Source organism: Lysobacter sp. SCRH-1R, assembly GCF_057747855.1.
The window spans coordinates 663,080-679,129 of sequence record NZ_CM173227.1; the positions used below are offsets into that span (position 1 = coordinate 663,080).

General features: G+C 66.9%; 15 protein-coding genes. 10 read left to right on the forward strand and 5 right to left on the reverse strand.

All coding sequences use genetic code 11. The features are described 5' to 3' along the window. Positions 1–15 precede the first annotated feature (15 nt). Genes gspD through AC3ANK_RS03010 form a run of 3 tightly spaced genes read left to right on the forward strand, consistent with a single transcriptional unit; the run spans position 16 to position 3,960 of the window. A complete protein-coding gene (gspD, locus tag AC3ANK_RS03000) occupies positions 16–2,253 on the forward strand; it encodes a type II secretion system secretin GspD (RefSeq protein ID WP_206860038.1) in 2,238 nt (745 codons plus the stop codon). Beyond that, a complete protein-coding gene (locus AC3ANK_RS03005) occupies positions 2,250–3,107 on the forward strand; it encodes a glycosyltransferase (RefSeq protein ID WP_484172093.1) in 858 nt (285 codons plus the stop codon). The genes gspD and AC3ANK_RS03005 overlap by 4 nt, the downstream gene beginning before the upstream one ends. After that, complete coding sequence (locus AC3ANK_RS03010; RefSeq protein ID WP_206860413.1) at positions 3,094–3,960, forward strand: glycosyltransferase; 867 nt, start codon at positions 3,094–3,096, stop codon at positions 3,958–3,960. Before AC3ANK_RS03005 ends, AC3ANK_RS03010 begins: the two co-directional genes overlap by 14 nt. Here the strand turns inward: AC3ANK_RS03010 and AC3ANK_RS03015 are convergent. Further along, on the reverse strand, positions 3,955–4,683 hold the full coding sequence (locus AC3ANK_RS03015) for an energy transducer TonB (protein WP_206860036.1): 729 nt from the start codon (positions 4,681–4,683) through the stop codon (positions 3,955–3,957). The two genes, AC3ANK_RS03010 and AC3ANK_RS03015, sit on opposite strands and share 6 nt — an antisense overlap. Positions 4,684–4,890: 207 nt before the next feature. On the opposite strand from AC3ANK_RS03015, the gene AC3ANK_RS03020 reads away from it, so the two are divergent. From AC3ANK_RS03020 to AC3ANK_RS03035, 4 genes are all read left to right on the forward strand, one after another. Continuing rightward, positions 4,891–5,091: a hypothetical protein gene (locus AC3ANK_RS03020; RefSeq protein ID WP_206860035.1), complete on the forward strand. Its 201-nt coding sequence runs from the start codon at positions 4,891–4,893 to the stop codon at positions 5,089–5,091. A gap of 206 nt (positions 5,092–5,297) precedes the next feature. After that, positions 5,298–5,984, forward strand: a complete 687-nt coding sequence (locus AC3ANK_RS03025) for a transglutaminase domain-containing protein (RefSeq protein ID WP_484172094.1) — start codon at positions 5,298–5,300, stop codon at positions 5,982–5,984. A 100-nt stretch (positions 5,985–6,084) separates the two neighbouring features. After that, positions 6,085–6,360 (forward strand): hypothetical protein, encoded by a 276-nt coding sequence (locus AC3ANK_RS03030; RefSeq protein ID WP_484172095.1) that lies wholly within the window; start codon positions 6,085–6,087, stop codon positions 6,358–6,360. Between the two features lie 863 nt (positions 6,361–7,223). Further along, positions 7,224–7,652 (forward strand): hypothetical protein, encoded by a 429-nt coding sequence (locus AC3ANK_RS03035; protein WP_484172096.1) that lies wholly within the window; start codon positions 7,224–7,226, stop codon positions 7,650–7,652. A gap of 27 nt (positions 7,653–7,679) precedes the next feature. On the opposite strand, the gene AC3ANK_RS03040 is transcribed toward AC3ANK_RS03035, so the two are convergent. From AC3ANK_RS03040 to lpxO, 4 genes are all read right to left on the reverse strand, one after another. Next, positions 7,680–9,023 (reverse strand): NCS2 family permease, encoded by a 1,344-nt coding sequence (locus AC3ANK_RS03040; RefSeq protein WP_206860033.1) that lies wholly within the window; start codon positions 9,021–9,023, stop codon positions 7,680–7,682. 159 nt (positions 9,024–9,182) lie between these two features. After that, positions 9,183–9,998: an orotidine-5'-phosphate decarboxylase gene (gene pyrF / locus AC3ANK_RS03045; protein ID WP_206860032.1), complete on the reverse strand. Its 816-nt coding sequence runs from the start codon at positions 9,996–9,998 to the stop codon at positions 9,183–9,185. Positions 9,999–10,060: 62 nt separating this feature from the next. Next, the gene (gene ettA, locus AC3ANK_RS03050; RefSeq protein ID WP_206860031.1) at positions 10,061–11,722 is read right to left on the reverse strand and encodes an energy-dependent translational throttle protein EttA; all 1,662 of its coding nucleotides are present in this window, start codon (positions 11,720–11,722) and stop codon (positions 10,061–10,063) included. A 236-nt stretch (positions 11,723–11,958) separates the two neighbouring features. Then, the gene (gene lpxO, locus AC3ANK_RS03055; RefSeq protein WP_484172097.1) at positions 11,959–12,864 is read right to left on the reverse strand and encodes a lipid A hydroxylase LpxO; all 906 of its coding nucleotides are present in this window, start codon (positions 12,862–12,864) and stop codon (positions 11,959–11,961) included. 167 nt (positions 12,865–13,031) lie between these two features. On the opposite strand from lpxO, the gene glyA reads away from it, so the two are divergent. The 3 genes from glyA (at position 13,032) to ribD (ending at position 16,039) form a co-directional block, all read left to right on the forward strand. Further along, entirely contained in the window at positions 13,032–14,285 is a 1,254-nt protein-coding gene (gene glyA / locus AC3ANK_RS03060) for a serine hydroxymethyltransferase (protein ID WP_484172098.1), read from the forward strand. Between the two features lie 105 nt (positions 14,286–14,390). Next, positions 14,391–14,912 (forward strand): transcriptional regulator NrdR, encoded by a 522-nt coding sequence (nrdR, locus tag AC3ANK_RS03065; RefSeq protein WP_206860028.1) that lies wholly within the window; start codon positions 14,391–14,393, stop codon positions 14,910–14,912. After that, positions 14,912–16,039 carry a bifunctional diaminohydroxyphosphoribosylaminopyrimidine deaminase/5-amino-6-(5-phosphoribosylamino)uracil reductase RibD gene (gene ribD, locus AC3ANK_RS03070; protein WP_484172099.1) on the forward strand — a complete coding sequence of 376 codons (1,128 nt, stop codon included), beginning with the start codon at positions 14,912–14,914 and terminating at the stop codon, positions 16,037–16,039. The genes nrdR and ribD overlap by 1 nt, the downstream gene beginning before the upstream one ends. The last annotated feature ends 11 nt before the right edge of the window (positions 16,040–16,050 follow it).

Below are 16,050 nucleotides of genomic sequence, written 5' to 3' on the forward strand. Positions count from 1 at the left end.
ATGAAGCCTCGTCCGATGAAGCTCCGCCCCAGCCTCGCCGCACAGGCGATCGCGACCGCGACCATCGCCAGCCTGCTGGCCTCGTGCGCGACCGCACCCGTGCCGGACATCCGCCGCGCCGAGGTGCCACCCGGCCAGGCTGGCGCACCCGCTACGGCGCCCGGCGCGACGACCCAGGAAACCCTGCCCGAGTCCACCGCCGGCGGCGACGCGCGTCCGCAGATCCGTCGCGGCACCGGCCAGGTCATCAACCGCAGCGCGGCCTCCGCGCCGCCGCCGGGCCTGGGCGGGACCACGGGAGCGGCGACGTTCAATTTCGAAGGCGAATCGCTGCATGCGGTGGTCAAGGCGATCCTGGGCGACATGCTCGGCCAGAACTACGTGATCGCGCCGGGCGTGCAGGGCACGGTCACGCTCGCCACGCCCAAGCGGGTGAGCCCGGCCGAAGCGCTGAACCTGCTGGAGATGGTGCTGGGCTGGAACAACGCCCGCTTGGTCTACAACGGCGGTCGCTACAACATCGTGCCGGCCGACCAGGCGCTGGCGGGCAACGTCGCCGCGCGCACCGGCGCGCCGAGCACCGCGCGCGGTTTCGAAGTGCGCACGGTGCCGCTGAAGTACGTCTCGGCGACGGAGATGGAGAAGATCCTCAAGCCGTACGCACGGCCGAACGCGATCGTCAACGTCGACAACTCGCGCAACGTGATCACCGTCGGCGGCAGCCGCGCGGAACTCGAAAACTACATGCGCACGATCGAGGTGTTCGACGTCGACTGGCTGTCGGGCATGTCGGTGGGCGTGTTCCCGCTGCAGTCGGGCAAGGCGTCCCAGGTCGTGGCCGACCTGGAGAAGGTGTTCGGCGAACAGAGCAAGTCGCCGGTCGCGGGCATGTTCCGCTTCATGCCGCTGGAAGGCGCCAATGCGGTGCTGGTCATCACCTCGCAGGCGAACTACCTCGACGACATCCAGCAGTGGCTCGACCGCATCGACAGCGCCGGCGGCAGCGTGCAGCTGTTCTCGTACGAGCTGAAGTACATCAAGGCCAAGGACCTCGCCGACCGCCTGGCGGACGTGTTCGGGTCCGGGCGCGGCGGTGGCGCGGGCGGGACCGGTGGTCCGCCCTCGCTCATGCCGGGACTGGAATCGGTGGAGCTGAAGGACACCGACGCCGGCAGCACCGCGACGCTCGGCAACTACCAGGACGGCACCGGCATGGACACCGGCACCGGAAGCGGTACCGGCTCCAATGGCACGCTGTCGCTGGGCCAGCAGCAGAACGGCAACGCCGCCCTCACCCTCGACGTCAACGGCGACCGCGTCGGCGTGTCGGCGGTGGAGGAAACCAACTCGATCATCGTGCGCAGCAGTCCGTCGGCATGGAAGTCGATCCGCGACGTGATCGAACGCCTCGACGTGATGCCCATGCAGGTGCACATCGAAGCCCAGGTGGTGGAGGTGCAGCTCGAAGGCGACCTGAAATACGGCGTCAACTGGTACTTCGAACGCGCCGTCACCGACGCAGGCCTGCCCAGCGCGGTCGGCCGCACGACGTGGAGCACGCTCGCCGGCAGCATCCTGCCCGGCGACGGCGAAGGGGGCGGCGGCCTGGCGTGGACCTTCCTCGGCCGCAATGCGGCGGCGGTCATCAGCGCACTGGATTCGGTCACCGACCTGCAACTGCTGCAGACGCCGTCCGTGGTCGTGCGCAACAACGCCGAGGCGACGCTCAACGTCGGCAGCAAGATTCCGATCTCGTCCGTCACCTTCAATCCGACCACCGGCAGCGACAACACTTACAGCCAGGTGCAGTACATGGACACCGGCATCATCCTCAAGGTGCGCCCGCGCGTGGCGAAGGATGGCGTGGTGTTCCTCGACATGGTGCAGGAAGTCAGCTCGCCCGGCGCCCAGTCCACCGCCGACCAGAACGGCAACGTGCGCATCGACACGCGCAAGCTCAAGACGGAAGCGGCGGTGCAGAGCGGCGACACGGTGATGCTCGCCGGCCTCATCAGCGACAGCGTCGAACGCGGAGCGTCGGGTTTCCCGGGCCTGAGCCGCATCCCGGTGATCGGCGGCCTGTTCGGCCAGCAGCGTTCGAGCAAGACGCGCAACGAAGTGATCGTGCTGCTCACGCCGACGATCGTGCGCAACCCGCAGGAAGCGCGCAATCTCACCGACGAATACACCCGTCGTTTCCGCGCGATGGAGCCGCTGCAGAAGAAGCCTCGCCGCCCAGGCCAGCAACAGTGACGAAGACGACCGCCTCGCCGGCGGTCGTCGGGCCCATCGTCGTCGTCCCGGTCGGCCCGGACGACGACGCGCTCGACGCCTGCCTGGCCGCACTCGACGCCGCCACCGCGCCGGGCACGCCGGTGTGGCTGGCCGACGACGCGCAGGCCGGCCCGCGCGGCTACGCGATCATCGAACGCTGGATCTCGCGCACCGCATTGAAGGCCGACTACACGCGCCGCCAGCGCAGCGTCGGCGAAGTCGCGCACCTGGACGAAGTGCTGGGCGCATGCGGCGATGCCGACGTCGCGGTGCTCGCCAGCGATTCGCTACCCGCGCCCGGCTGGCTCGCACGACTCGTCGCCAGCCTCGCCGGCGATGGCGCGATCGCGACCGCCACGCCGTGGAGCAACGCGGGCGAAGCCGCCTCGTGGCCGCGCATCGGCGAGATCGAACCGGTACCTGACGATCTCGAACGCGTCGCGCGCGCCGCCAAGGCGATGCCGGCGCTGCACCCGGAACTTCCCGCCGCCGTGAGCCACGCCGTGCTGCTGCGCGGCACGGCGCGACGTCGTGCGGGCGGACTCGACGCGAGCAGTTACGGCTCGTGGTATGCGGCGCTGATCGATCTGTCGCTGCGCCTGTCCGGCCTGGGCTGGCGCAACGCCCTGTGCGATACCGCCTTCGTCGCGCGCCGTGGCGAAGGCGTGCCGTTCGACGGCGACATGGACGCGCTCGCCGCGCGCTGGCCCGACTGGCACGCGCGTCTGGCGAACCACCTCATGCAGGACCCACTGCGCGCGTCGCGTGCGCAGCTTGCGGCGCTGCTCGAACACCTCGGACCTCCGGAACCGCAACGTGATCTCTTCGCCTGACGCCAGCGCCGGCATCGCCGCGGTGGTGGTGACCTACCGCAGCGCCGAAACCATCGACGACTGCCTGACGCGCCTGCGCGCGGCCGATGGCGTGCACGCGATCCGCGTGGTCGACAACAACTCCGACGACGGCACGCTGGAGATCGTCCAGCGCCACGCCAGCCACGATGCGCGCGTGCGCTTCATCGCCAATCCCGACAATCCCGGCTTCGGCACCGCCTGCAACCAGGGCGCGCGCGACGCGGGCGAGGGCGTGCAGTGGCTCGCGTTCGTCAATCCCGATTGCCTGGTCGAACGCGACACGCTTGCGCGCCTGCGCGCACTCGCGGCAAGGCAGGGCGAGGCGCTGCTCGGCGCCGACCTGGTCGACGACGAGGGCGTGCGCGACGGTGCCGCGCGCCGGCGCGACCCAGACTTCGGCGCGATGCTGACCGCCGCACTCGGCGGCACGCCCGCACCGAAACTCGAATTGCCCATCGACGACACGCGCGCGCTGCAGCAGGTCGAAGCGGTGTCGGGCGCATTGATGCTCATGCCGCGCGCATTGTTCGAACGCCTGCACGGCTTCGACGAAGGCTATCGCCTGCACGCCGAGGATCTCGACCTCTCGCGTCGCGCCCGCGAATCCGGCGCGCTGGTCGCCGTCGCCAACCACGTCCGCGTGTTGCACGTGCGCGGCGTATCGAGCCGCTCGCGTCCGTTCTTCGTCGAATGGCACAAGCATCGCGGGCTGTGGCGTTATTACCGCAAGTTCGAAGCGCCGCGTCGCGGCATCGCGATGTCGGCGGCGGTGTTCGCGGCGGTCTGGTTGCGGTTTCCGGTGGCGTACCTGCGGGCGCGACTCAAGTCATAGCGGTTGGCTGTCTTCGGCGCCGCCGTTACCTTCCACCTGTACGACGACATCCAGGCGCACGGTTGTCCGGACAGCGATGCCGGCGCGACGTTCCGGCTCGAAATGCCACGCGTGAGCGGCGCTCATTGCACTCAGGTCGATCTCCTCAGAGCCGCTGGATTCGGCGATGGCGGCGTGAGTGATGGCTCCAGTCTCGTCCACCTCGAGTTCGAGAACGACACGCGCGTTCGACTGTGTCCGCAGGGATTCGGAAAAGGCCGGCGGATTCTCGATCCAGGAAGCGCCGTCGAGGTGTGCGGCAGTCGTTTCATCGTTCGCCGGGGTCAATCGCACGAATGCCCTGGCGTCGGGCGCAACCGTCTGTGTGCGGCTTGGGTCGTAAACGGAACCAGAGGTGTCGACGGGAAGGCCGACGGGAGCTGCATCTTCTTGCGTGGCGACCGAGGTGGTTGGCGCGTCGGAACTCGGCGTTGGCAGCTCTTCGGTCGAGGGCTCCGGCACGACATCAGGCACGCTGATCGCTTGCATTGCATGGGTGGGCTTTGCCGGCGATGTCGCTGGAATCCATTCGATCTGCAATGCATCGTCCGGCGTGAATCCGTACTTGTCGTCGGCGGTCAGTGTCGTCGGATCCATCAACCACACGACCATAAACAGTGGCAACCCGAGCGCAAGGATCGCGGCTATCAGTCGATCTTCATTGGATGAGGTGCTGTTGTCCATGCAGATCTCAGTGTTCGTGCGCGGTGATGTGCGCGACGTTCGCCATCCCGCACGGTTCTTGTGGGAGCGGAAAAGCTCCGGATTGGCAGCGAATAGCGGCGCTACGCGAGCGTCAATACGAGGAAGTCGCTACGACTTTTACGCGTAGTGCCTGTCTGAATGCGGAGATAACGTGACTCCCGGATCATGGAGAGAAGGGGAGTACGCATGAAGCATTTCTGCGCCGCATTGATCGTCTCGTGCTTGCTGCTCGGATCGCAGGCATATGCAGGCTCCGTGGCCTACACCTACGACTCGCTCGGACGCGTGATTCGCGTCGTGTACACGGTCGGTACCACGACCACGATGGTCAACTACACGTACGACGCCGCGGGAAACCGGACGTCGACGGTAACGACTTCGCCTTGATCGCCCGAAACCCGGGCTGATCGATCAATCCAGTTGCGCACCAGCCTGCCTGTGCAGGTGTGCTGTCGTGCGCGCCAAATCTGCATGGAGCGGGTATGAAGGAACGGCGTATCGGACGTGTGGCGCGAGGTTTGATCCTCTGCGCCCTGGCAGCAAGCCACGTGGCATGGGCTGGAAACGTCCAGTTCGGGGCAGGACAGCCTGCCGTGAACTACGGATCCAAGCGGCCGATGCTGTCGGCGCAAGGCGCGATGGTCGGCGCGGGTGGGCAGTCCACCTGGGCGCCGGCCCCCAACGTTTTCCGCGCCATTCTTCCGCCTGTCACGGTGGAGGAGTCCCGTCAAGCCGTCGAACGGAATGGTCAAGCGCTCCCGTCCAACCTGAATCAGGGCGTCGCTCCTTCGGGAGGTCGAACGCTGATGACCGCCACGCGTGTCGGCGGAGACGCAAACCCGCTCGGTCCGGCTTCCATCAGCGAACTCGCACGCGCGCTGCGCAACCATCCGGACCTGATCTATCAGTACGTCCGCAACAACATCGAGTTCCATCCGGTCTGGGGTATCCAGAAAGGCGGCCTCGGCACGGTGCTGGACAACCAGGGCACCGGCATGGACCAGGCGACCCTGATGGTCGAGCTGCTGCGTGCCTCCGGCTATACCGCCAGCTACGTGCGCGGCGTCATCACGCTACCGGCGCAGCAGTTCAAGGAATGGTACGGGTTCGATACGAGTAACGTGTGTGGCGTGCTCAATCTGCTAGGACAGGGCCAGATCCCTGTCTACTCGATCAATGCCACGGCAGCCGGAACGTGCCCCAGCCTGCAGGCCGCGATGACCGACGTCTCCATCGAGCACGTCTGGGTCAAGGTCATTCGCCCGCAACCAGATCGGTGACATCACCAGCACCACGACCAGCAACGACCTGTACCAATGGCGCGGCGCGCAGCCTGGCACACAGAGCTACACGGCGAACGGGCTCAACCAGTACACGAGCGTGGCCGGCGCCGCATTGGCCTACGACACGCGTGGGAACCTGAAGTCGAATGCCGGCTGGACGTACGGCTATGACGCCGACAATCGTCTGCGCAACGCCAACAAGACCGGCACGACGGCTACTTTGGACTACGACCCGGAAGGTCGTCTGGCCAAGACCACGATCAACAGCGTTGCCACGGTGTTCGAGTACGACGGCGACCAGGTCATGCTAGAGAACAGCGCTGCCGGCGCGCTGCAGAAGCGCTACGTGTATGGGCTGGATTCGGATGGCTGATGCGAAGCGCCGGGCAATTCGGACACACAGGCGCATGGTTAAGCTTCACCTAGTCTGGGCAATCGTGGCGTTCCTGGGCGCTGGGATAGGGGCGTACGTCGGGTATAGGCTCGGGACCCTTTTTGGGCTCAACTAGCCCTTCGATCCGCGCGGAGAATGGCCGACATGGCATCCGTACTCTCGCTTGTCTTCGTGCTGTCTCTCCCAGTTTTCATCGGGTGCGTGGTTGCATATCTGGTTGCAGTGAATTCCTATTGGAAATTGGTGGCAAGAGATATGCCCGAAGCATGGGCGGGAGCTCGCGCGCGAGGCAGGCCATCCGAAAGTTGGATGGCAACCGCGTATCGGTCCCTTCGAGAGCACAGGACTCCGCCACCCGCGAACGAAGTCCGCGTCGAGTTGACGCGCGCGCGACGGACCGCACTTAGATGCTTGTATGCGTCCTTGACGCTCTTCCTCGTGCTCCTATTCGCAGGTCTATCGCTTGATGCGATGGGGGCGTTTGGATAATTCGGGGGAGGGCTCCCTTCAGGATGCAATGGAAAGATTGCGTACCCTGTAGCGATCGGCACCTTCTGTCTGTTTGTGAACGCTCAGGCTGGCACAAGCCAGGATTTGCTACTTCGACCTCGACGCGTACACGGACGCGTACACGTATGCCACGACCGGCTCGGCCGTGGGTTCGCAGCGTAGCGCAGTGCGACCATTTCGAAGGACGAAATAAGCGGCGTGCTAAAGGCTTAGGCAAAGAGCTAGAGGGCTCCCTTGCGCGTAAAGCGCACATGTTTCGCGAAGTAGTCGCCGTTGACGTTCTGGCGATCCGCACGCTTGATCTTGAGAGTGATCCAGAGCGAGTCCCAGCCATGTTCAAGTTTGATGCCGAGGCGTTCGTGCGGTTGTTGCTGGGTTTGCTATGTCTGACCGCCGGCGTGGCGGTTGTTTACTACGCCCTGAAAGGCGCGCCGTCGATCAGCGCCTTCTTCGCCAGCAAGCTCAGCGCTGACGGGCGCGATGCCGGGTTCTGCGTGGTTCTGCTACTTGCAGGAAGCGGCTCCGCAGCGATGGGTTTCGCGTTGCTGCCAACGGATGGCAACCCGGAAGGTCGGTGGAAGCTCGGCGATCTGCTGTGGCCATCCACGCTTGTGAGCGCTGGTCTCACCCTCATCGCGTCCCGTGATGGAGTGATTCATCGCTGGCCGATCGCGTTTGGCGAATACAAAGTGCCGGCCGGAGCCGGCCTCATCTTCGCGGGGCTGGAGATGTTGTTGCGTACGAAACAACGCGATGAGTGAGCGGAGCTCAAACGCCGCCCGGCGTCGTCACTCCAACGCAAACCGCAACACGAACAGCACCGCCACCAGCCACACCGCCGCGTGCGCCTCGCGGGCGCGGCCGGTGAACAGCTTCAGCACGGCGTAGGCGATGAAGCCGAACGCCAGACCATTGGCGATGGAGTAGGTGAACGGCATCGCCAGCGTGCACAGCGCGGCGGGGATGGCTTCGGTGAGGTCGTCCCAGTGCACGTCGCCCAGTTCGCGGAGCATCAGGCCGGCGACGTAGAGCAGGGCGGGCGCGGTCGCGTATGCGGGGACCATCGAGGCCAGCGGCGAGAACAGCAGCGCGAGCAGGAACAGCGCGGCGATCACGAGCGCGGTGAGTCCCGTGCGCCCGCCGGCCTGCACGCCCGACGCGCTTTCGATGTACGCCGTGGTGCTGCTGGTGCCGAGCACCGAGCCGGCCAGGATCGCCGAGCTGTCGGCGAACAATGCGCGGCCGAAACGCTTCTGCTGCGCGGCCGAGGCATCGTCCAGCGGCAGCAGGCCCGCGCGGCGTGCGACGCCCATCAGCGTGCCGGTGGCGTCGAACACTTCCACCAGCACGAACACGATGACGACGTGCAGCATCGCCGCGATCGAGAACCCGTCGCCACCGCCGAGCGCGCCGGCGATGTCCAGCTGCAGGAACGTCGGCGCCAGGCTCGGCGGCACGTCGACGATCCCGTGGTACTGCACGCGGCCGAACAGCAGCGCGACGCCGGTGACGGCGAGGATGCCGATCAGGATCGCGCCCTTCACGCGCCACGCTTCGAGCACGGCGATCAGCAGGAAGCCGGCGACGGCCAGCAGCGGTTCGGGCTCGCGCAGATCGCCGAGCGCGACCAGCGTGTCGGGATCGCCGACGATCAGTTCGGACTTCTGCAACGCGATGATCGCGAGGAACAGGCCGATGCCTGCGGTGATCGCACTGCGCAGCGAATGCGGAATGCCCGCGATCAGCCACGCGCGCGCGCCGGTGATGGTGAGCAGAAGGAACACCACGCCCGAGACGAACACCGCGCCCAGCGCCTGCTGCCACGTGTAGCCCATCGCGCCGACGACGGTGAAGGCGAAAAACGCGTTGAGGCCCATGCCTGGCGCCATGCCGACCGGGTAATTCGCTGCGAAGGCCATCACCAGCGTGCCGATCGCCGCTGCAAGACAGGTCGCGACGAACACCGCACCGGTGTCCATGCCGGTATTGCCGAGGATGCTCGGGTTCACGAACACGATGTAGGACATCGTGAGGAACGTGGTCAGGCCGGCGACCATTTCGGTGCGCACGTCGGTGCCGTGCTGGCGCAACCTGAACAGCGAATCCAGCGCGCGGAAGGCGGGGCGTGCCATGGCGGGTCCTGGGGGAGGGGAGTGCGGCAGACTGGAGAGGTTAGCCTGCGGCGGCGTGCGGCAGCATCGGGAAATGGTCGCGACATGCCACGGGATGAGCCTCGCGCCGCCGCAAGTCCCGGGTGCGCTCCGCTTACCCGGGCCACAAGACTGCTGGACTCAGCGGAAGCGGTTGATCTGGTCGCGCAGTTCGCGCGCCGCGTTCGCTGCCGCGTCGGCGAAATCGTCGCCCTTCGATGCGTACAGGATCGCGCGCGAGCTGCTCACCATGAGTCCGGCGCCGTCCGCGCTCTTCGCATGGGTCACCACCGCTTCGACGTCACCGCCCTGCGCGCCCACGCCCGGGACGAGGAAGGGCACGTCGGAACCGACGATCGCGCGGACTTCCTTCAGCTGCGCGGGCCAGGTCGCGCCGACCACCAGCGAGCAGTTGCCGTGCGTGTTCCACTCGCGCGCGACCTTCTCGGCGACGTGCTGGTAGAGCGGCCGGCCATCGATGACGAGGTCCTGCAGATCGCCCGCGCCCGGATTCGACGTGCGGCACAGGATCACCACGCCGCGATCGGCGCGATCCAGGAACGGCTGCACCGAATCGCGACCGAGATAGGGATTGGCGGTCACCGCGTCGGCGGCGTAACGATCGAACGCCTCGGTGGCGTAATGCTGCGCCGTGCTGCCGATGTCGCCGCGCTTGCTGTCGAGGATCACCGGCACGCCGGGATGTCGCGCGTGGATGTGCGCGATCAGCCGCTCCAGCGCGCCTTCCGCGCCGAGTGCGGCGAAGTGCGCGATCTGCGGCTTGAAGGCGCAGGCATACGGCGCGGTGGCATCGGCGATGGCGCGGCAGAAGTTGAAGACCGCGTCGTCGTCGTTCGCGAAGATCGCGGGGAACTTCGCCGGTTCCGGGTCCAGGCCGACGCAGACCAGCGAACCGGCCTGCGTCCATCGTGCGCGCAGCGTCTGCATGAAGCTCATCGTGGCGTTCCTTGTTCCATTGCGAAGACGCCCGCCTTTGCAGGCGGGCGTCGGTCGTAGCCTTACTTCAAAGCCTTGAAGCGCAGGCGATGCGGCTTGGAAGCCTCGTCGCCCATGCGGCGCTTCTTGTCTTCCTCGTACTCGCGGTAGTTGCCCTGGAAGAACTCCACGTGCGAGTCGCCCTCGAAGGCGAGGATGTGGGTGGCGATGCGGTCCAGGAACCAGCGGTCGTGCGAGATGACGAACGTGTTGCCCGGGAACTCCAGCAGCGCGTCTTCCAGTGCACGCAGCGTTTCGATGTCCAGGTCGTTCGACGGTTCGTCGAGCAGCAGCACGTTGCCGCCCTGCAGCAGGGTCTTGGCCATGTGCAGACGGCCGCGTTCGCCGCCGGAGAGCGTGCCGACCAGCTTCTGCTGGTCCTGGCCCTTGAAGTTGAAGCGGCCGATGTAGGCGCGCGACTGGATCTCGATGCCGTTGATGTTGAGGATGTCCAGGCCGCCGGAGACTTCCTGGAAGACGTTGTGGTTGCCTTCCAGCTTGTCGCGGCTCTGGTCGACGTAGGCCAGCTTCACGGTCGGGCCGATGTCGATTTCGCCGGTATCCGGCGTCTCCTGGCCCGTGATCATCCTGAACAGCGTCGACTTGCCCGCGCCGTTCGGGCCGATGATGCCGACGATCGCGCCGGCCGGCACCGAGAACGACAGGTTGTCGATCAGCAGGCGATCGCCGAACTTCTTGCTGACGTTCTTGAACTCGATGACCTTGTTGCCCAGGCGCTCGCCCGGCGGAATGAAGATTTCATTCGTCTCGTTGCGCTTCTGGTAGTCGACCGACTGCAGTTCCTCGATGCGCGCGAGACGGGCCTTGCCCTTCGAGCGGCCGCCCTTGGCGTTCTGGCGCGCCCACTCCAGTTCCTTGGCGATCGCCTTCTGGCGCGCCTTCTCCTGGTTCTCTTCCTGCTTCAGGCGCTCTTCCTTCTGGACGAGCCACTCGGTGTAGTTGCCCTTCCACGGAATGCCACGGCCGCGGTCGAGTTCGAGGATCCACTCGGCGGCGTTGTCGAGGAAGTAGCGATCGTGGGTGACGGCCACCACGGTGCCGGTGTAGCGCGCGAGGAACTGCTCCAGCCATTCGACGGATTCGGCGTCGAGGTGGTTGGTCGGTTCGTCGAGCAGCAGCATGTCCGGCTTCTGCAGCAGCAGGCGGCACAGCGCGACGCGGCGCTTCTCGCCGCCCGACAGGTTGCCGATCTTCGCGTCCCACGGCGGCAGGCGCAGCGCGTCGGCGGCGACTTCCAGCTGGTTCTCCAGGGTGTGCGCGTCGCCGGCGGCGAGGATCGCCTCCAGGCGCTCCTGTTCCTTGGCGAGCGCGTCGAAGTCGGCGCCTTCCTCGGCATAGGCGGCGTAGACGGCTTCCAGCGCGGCCTGGGCGTTGATGACGTCGCCCACGCCTTCTTCCACGGCCTGGCGCACGGTCATTTCCGGATCGAGCTGCGGTTCCTGCGGCAGGTAGCCGACCTTGATGCCCGGCTGCGGGCGCGCTTCGCCGACGAAGTCGGTGTCCACGCCGGCCATGATCTTCAGCACGGTGGACTTGCCGGCGCCGTTGAGGCCCAGCAGGCCGATCTTCGCGCCCGGAAAGAAGGACAGCGAGATGTCCTTGATGATCTGACGCTTCGGCGGCACGACCTTGCTGACGCCGTTCATGGTGTAGATGTATTGCATGCGCTCTCCGGAACCGGGACGCGCCCATGCCGGCCGGGAGTGGCCTGGTCGGGCGGGTGGAAGCGGCGATTATCCCGCAGAAGGGGCGGCTTTCCCAGCGCGGGAGGCGCGCTGGCTTCAGCTTGGGAAACCCGGGCGTTTGTAGCCCGGGTAGGCGGAGCGCACCCCGGGGTTCGGGCCGCGGCGGGCCCCCGGGTGCGGCCTTCGGCCTTGCCCGGGCTACAAGCGCAGGAACGTCAGATCCAGACGATGAGCGCCACCACCAGCGCCACCGCCGCGTACTTCAGCCCGTAATAGAGCGACTTGTTGCGCTCGCGCAGGCCCTTGGCCTTCAGGCGCAGGGCATAGAAGTACTTGAAGAGCCGGTTGAAGCCGCCCGTCCTGTCGCCTTCCTGGTTCGGCGAGGCGCCGGCGGCGATCAGGTTCCGCGCGACGAACCGGTTGAACACCCGCGCCGGGGCGGTGTGCAGCGGACGCTCCACGTCGCAGAACAGGATGATCCGGTTGCCCTGCGTGTCGTTGCGGGCGCTGTGGATGTAGGTCTCGTCGAACATCGTCCACTCGCCGTCGCGCCAGCTGTAGCGCTGGCCGTCGACCTCGATGAAGCAGCCGTCGTCGTTGGGCGTTTCCAGACCCAGGTGCAGGCGCAGCGACCCGGCGTATGGATCGCGGTGCGGGCGCAGCTCGCTCCCCGGGGGCAGCTCGGTGAACATCGCCGCCTTCACGCTGGGGATCTGTTTCAGCAGCGCGGTGGTCTGCGGGCACAGCTCGGCCGCGGACGGGTGGGCGTCGTCGTACCACTTCAGGTAGAAGCGCTTCCAGCCGCGGCGGAAGAACGAGTTGAAACCGACGTCGGTGTAACCCTCGGCCGCCTTGATGTGCTGCAGCTCGCGCAGGCGGAGGGCTTCGGCGCGGATCGCCTGCCAGTTCTGGCGAAGCGGTTCCAGCTCGGGGAAGTGGCGGCCCGGATCGGCGATGAACGGCGTGGTCGGCACGCGCGAGAACGCGTACATCAGCACGTTGATCGGGGCCATGAAGGTGGAGTGGTCCAGCAATTGCCGGCCCAGGCGGTGCCGCACCCGGCCGCGGTAGTGCACGTACACCGCGCTGGCGAGGAACAGCAGGACGAAGACCCATTTCACGGTCGGAGGATTCCCTGTGGGGTGGGGGCGGAAAGCTCGCCTTGACGGCCCATGGGCCGGCGTGCTCGCTGGCCGCATTTTAAGCCCTGGGCTACCATCTTCGACCCGGCCGCGGCAGCTTTCCGGGCCTCGCCGGCCCCTGACCACCCCACGCCCGAGGTTGCCGAATGTTCCCCAGCTCCGCCCGCATCGCCGGTTACGACGATGAACTCGCCCAGGCCATCGCCAACGAGGCGCGCCGCCAGGAGGACCATGTCGAGCTGATCGCCTCGGAAAACTACGCCTCCCCGCGCGTGATGGAGGCCCAGGGCAGCGTGCTGACCAACAAGTACGCCGAAGGCTACCCGGGCAAGCGCTACTACGGCGGCTGCGAGTACGTGGACGTGGCCGAGCAGCTGGCGATCGAGCGCCTGAAGCAGCTGTTCGGGGCCGACTACGCCAACGTCCAGCCGCATTCGGGCAGCCAGGCCAACCAGGCCGTGTACCTGGCCCTGCTCAACCCCGGCGACACGATCCTCGGCATGTCGCTGGCCCACGGCGGCCACCTGACCCACGGCGCCAAGGTCAACGTCAGCGGCAAGCTGTTCAACGCGATCCAGTACGGCGTGAACGACCAGGGCCTGATCGACTACGACGAAGTCGAGAAGCTCGCCCTGGAGCACAAGCCGAAGATGGTCGTCGCCGGTTTCTCGGCCTATTCGCAGCAGATCGACTGGGCGCGGTTCCGCGCCATCGCCGACAGGGTCGGCGCGTACCTGTTCGTCGACATGGCGCACGTGGCCGGCCTCGTCGCCGCCGGCGTGTATCCGAACCCGCTGCCGCACGCGCACGTGGTCACGTCCACCACGCATAAGACGCTGCGCGGACCGCGCGGCGGCATCATCGTGGCGAAGGGCGCCGGCGAGGAGATCGAGAAGAAGCTGCAGTCGATCGTCTTCCCGGGCATCCAGGGCGGGCCGCTGATGCACGTCATCGCCGCCAAGGCCGTGGCCTTCAAGGAAGCGCTGGAGCCGGAATTCACCGCCTACCAGCAGCAGGTCGTGAAGAACGCGCAGGCGATGGCGAAGACGATCATTGCGCGCGGCTACAAGATCGTGTCCGGCGGCACGCAGAACCACCTGATGCTGATCGACATGATCGGCAAGGGCGTGACCGGCAAGGACGCCGAAGCCGCACTCGGCAAGGCGCACATCACCGTCAACAAGAACGCGGTGCCGAACGATCCGCAGAAGCCCTTCGTCACCTCCGGCCTGCGCATCGGAACGCCGGCGGTCACCACGCGCGGTTACGGTGAAGCCGACTGCATCGAGCTCGCCAACTGGATCTGCGACGTGCTCGACGCGCCGAAGGACGAGAACGTCATCGCCGCCGTGCGCGAGAAGGTGACGGCGCAGTGCGCGAAGTTCCCGGTGTATGGCTGATACGGGAATCGGCAATCGGGAATCGGGAGTGCCCGGAGCAGGCGCCCGTCGCCTTGGCCTCGCTTTCCGATTCCCCATTCCCCATTCTCCTTTGCCGGCTCGCTGATGCATTGCCCCTTCTGCCAACACCCCGACACCCGCGTGATCGACTCGCGCGTGTCCGACGACGGCGCGACGATCCGCCGTCGTCGCGTCTGCGAAGCCTGCGGCGAGCGGTTTTCGACGCTGGAAACCATCGAGCTCAAGCTGCCGCTGATCATCAAGAGCGACGGTCGGCGCGAGGCGTTCGATGCGCGCAAGCTGCGCGCCAGTTTCGATCGCGCGCTGCAGAAGCGCCCGGTGTCGGAAGAGCAGATCGAAGCCTCCGTGCGCGCCGTAGTGCACCACCTGCGCATGACCGCCGAACGCGAACTGCCGTCGCGTCGCGTCGGCGATTTCGTCATGACCGAGTTGCGCAAACTCGACCACGTCGCCTATGTGCGCTTCGCCTCGGTGTATCGCGCGTTCCAGGACGTGGCCGATTTCCGCGAGGAACTCGACCGCCTGGAGAGCGACAACGCCGGCGAGGGCCAGCTGCCGCTGCTGGAAGAAGAAGCCGAGTCCTCGCCGCGCAACAGGAAACGTTGATGAGCCAGCGTCCGATCGACGCCTTCACCGCCACCGACCACGCCATGATGGCGCGCGCGCTGCGCCTGGCCGAGCGCGGTGCTTACACGACCAGGCCCAATCCGATGGTCGGCTGCGTGATCGCGCATGGCGAAGAGGCCGTCGGCGAAGGCTGGCACCAGCGCTCGGGCGAACCGCACGCGGAGGTCTACGCGTTGCGCGATGCCGGCGAACGCGCGAAGGGCGCGACCGCCTACGTCACGCTGGAGCCGTGCGCGCACATCGGCCGCACCGGCCCGTGCGCGGATGCGTTGATCGCCGCGGGCGTGGCGCGCGTCATCGCGGCGATGCGCGATCCGTTTCCGCAGGTCGATGGCGCCGGTTTCGAGAAGCTGCGTGCAGCGGGAATCGAAGTCGCTTCGGGCTTGATGGAAACGCAGGCGCGCGCGCTCAACCGCGGCTTCCTTTCTCGCGTCGAGCGCGGCCGGCCATGGCTGCGCGTGAAGCTCGCCACGAGCCTGGACGGGCGCAGCGCGCTCGCCAGCGGCGAATCGAAATGGATCAGCGGCGAGGCCTCGCGCCTGGACGTGCAGCACTGGCGCGCGCGCAGCGGCGCGATCGTCACTGGCGCGGGCACCGTGCTCGCCGACGATCCGGCGCTGACCGTGCGCATGCACGACGACACGCCGTTCGTGCCGCCGATGCGCGTGGTGCTCGATCCGGGACTGGCGACCGTCGCACGTGGCCGCGTGCGCGAAGGCGACGCGCCGACGCTGTACCTGCACGCGCCCGATGCCAAGCCGCCGCGCGGACTGGTCGCGCAGCATGCCGCCGTGCCCGTGCGCGAAGGTCGCTTCGACCTGCACGCCGTGCTCCGCCTGCTCGCCGAACGCGGCGTCAACGAGATCCAGCTCGAAGCCGGAGCCACGCTGGCGGGTGGTTTCCTCAGTGCGGGACTCGTCGACGAAGTGCTGCTCTACGTCGCGCCCGTGCTGCTGGGCGAACGCGCGCGCCCGATGTTCGACGGGCTGGCGATCGACACGATGGCGCAGAAGTTGAAGATGTCGATCGTCGAATCGCGCTACATCGGGCAGGACATCCGCCTGCTGCTGCGCCCGGAGGCTTCCGCGCAGGAGCCGACGGCCTGATCGACGCCCGA